Below are 1,700 nucleotides of genomic sequence, written 5' to 3' on the forward strand. Positions count from 1 at the left end.
GCGCAGGGCAGTGCGTGATGTCATCGTCGTCTCCTGGATGCGGATCGTCGCCGCAGCCCCGCCTTTATGCGCCGTTCGAGCCCGCCTGTCCGTCACCGAGGCGACGCAGCAACTGCGCCGTCTCGGCATCGGCCGGGAAGAAGGTCTCCAGCGCCAGCTCCGACAGCGTGATGTCCAGCGGCGTGCCGAACACGGTGGTCGTGCTGATGAACGACAGCACGCCGACCGAGCTGCGGATCTGCAGCGGCACCGCGACCGCGCTCCAGTCGTCGCCGCCGGGCGGGCTGTCGTCGCCGGGGTAGGCCTGCAGCTCGTCGAGCAGCGCCGCGAGCACCGGATCGCCGCTCGCATGCACCAGCGTGCGCAGCCGCGCGAACAGGTGGGTGCGCCAGGCGTTCAGGTTGACGATCTTCGGCGCCACGCCGTCCGGATGCAGGCTCAGCCGCAGCACGTTGACCGGCGGCACGAGCAGGTGCGGCGCGACGCCATCGAGCAGCAACGCCATCGGCCGGTTGTGCGCCAGCAGGTTCCAGTGCCGGTCGACGGCCAGGGCAGGATGCGGCTCGTGGGCCCGCAGCACCAGCTCGACGGCATCGCGCGCCGCCTTCAGCGCCGGGTCGTCGAGCAGGCGCTCGCGGTACAGCGGCGCAAAGCCGGCGGCGGTCAGCAGCGTGTTGCGCTCGCGCAGCGGCACCTCCAGTGCCTCGGCCAGGTGCAGCACCATCGCGCGGCTCGGCGCCGCACGGCCGGTCTCGACGTAGCTCAGGTGGCGGGTGGAGATGTCGGCGTCGCTGGCCAGGTCGAGCTGGCTCAGGCGGCGCCGCTGCCGCCATTCGCGCAGCAGCGCGCCGACCGGCGTCATGCGGGAACCGCCTTGCGCTCGACGATGCGCGGCAGCCGCACCACCGCGCGCAGCCCGCGCGGCTGCACCGGCTGCAGCTCGACGGTGCCGGTGTGGCGCTCGACGATCTCCTTGACGATCGCGAGGCCCAGCCCGCAGCCGTTGCCCTCGTGCGTCGCGCGGGCGAAGCGGTCGAACACCCGCTCGCGGTCGGCCTCGGCGATGCCCGGGCCGTTGTCCTCGACCTCCAGCACCGCCTGGCTGTCCTGGGCCGACAGCCGCACCGTGACGACGCTGCCGTCGCCGGCATAGCGGATCGCGTTGTCGACCAGGTTCAGCAGCGATTCGCGCAGCAGCAGCGCATTGCCGTGGATCTCGATCGGCTTCTCGTCGCCCTCGTCGAGGCCGAGGTCRACGCCCGCATGCCGGGCGCGCGGCACCAGCTCGGCCGTCACCTCGCTCGCGAGCCGCCGCAGGTCGACGCGCGTGCGGCCCTGCGCCGCCACCGATTCGGGCTCGGCGCGCGCCAGCGTCAGCAGCTGGTTGACCAGGTGCGCGCTGCGTGTCGCGCTCTCGTGCACGCGGCGCAGCCGGGCCTGCAGCGCCGGGTTGTCGGTCTCGGTCAGCGCGAGCTCGGTCTGGCTCTTCAGCCCGGCCAGCGGCGTGCGCAGCTGGTGCGCTGCATCGCTGATGAAGCGCTTCTGCACCGACACGTTCTCGTGCACTTGCGCCAGCAGGCTGTTCAGCGCCTTCACCAGCGCGCGCACCTCCTCGGGGGCGGCCTCCAGCTTGATCGGCGCCAGGTCGTTCGGCGCGCGGTCTTCCACCTCGGCGCGCAGCCGGGCCAGCGGCGCGAGGC

At 73.0% G+C, this 1,700-nt stretch carries 2 protein-coding genes; both read right to left on the reverse strand.

Going from position 1 to position 1,700, the window contains the following annotated elements; genetic code table 11:
- Positions 1 to 64: 64 nt before the first annotated feature.
- Positions 65 to 862: a helix-turn-helix domain-containing protein gene (locus AC1D01_RS33500; protein WP_477873785.1), complete on the reverse strand. Its 798-nt coding sequence runs from the start codon at positions 860 to 862 to the stop codon at positions 65 to 67.
- The coding region (locus tag AC1D01_RS33505) for a sensor histidine kinase (protein ID WP_477873786.1) at positions 859 to 1,700 on the reverse strand (842 nt) is incomplete at its 5' end. The genes AC1D01_RS33500 and AC1D01_RS33505, both read right to left, overlap by 4 nt.

The organism is Rhizobacter sp. P3_B12 (assembly GCF_056402895.1).

Excerpts from the sequence above, each read along its gene's own strand:
- AC1D01_RS33500 (WP_477873785.1), bottom strand. The coding sequence starts at position 862 with ATGACGCCGGTCGGCGCGCTGCTGCGCGAATGGCGGCAGCGGCGCCGC.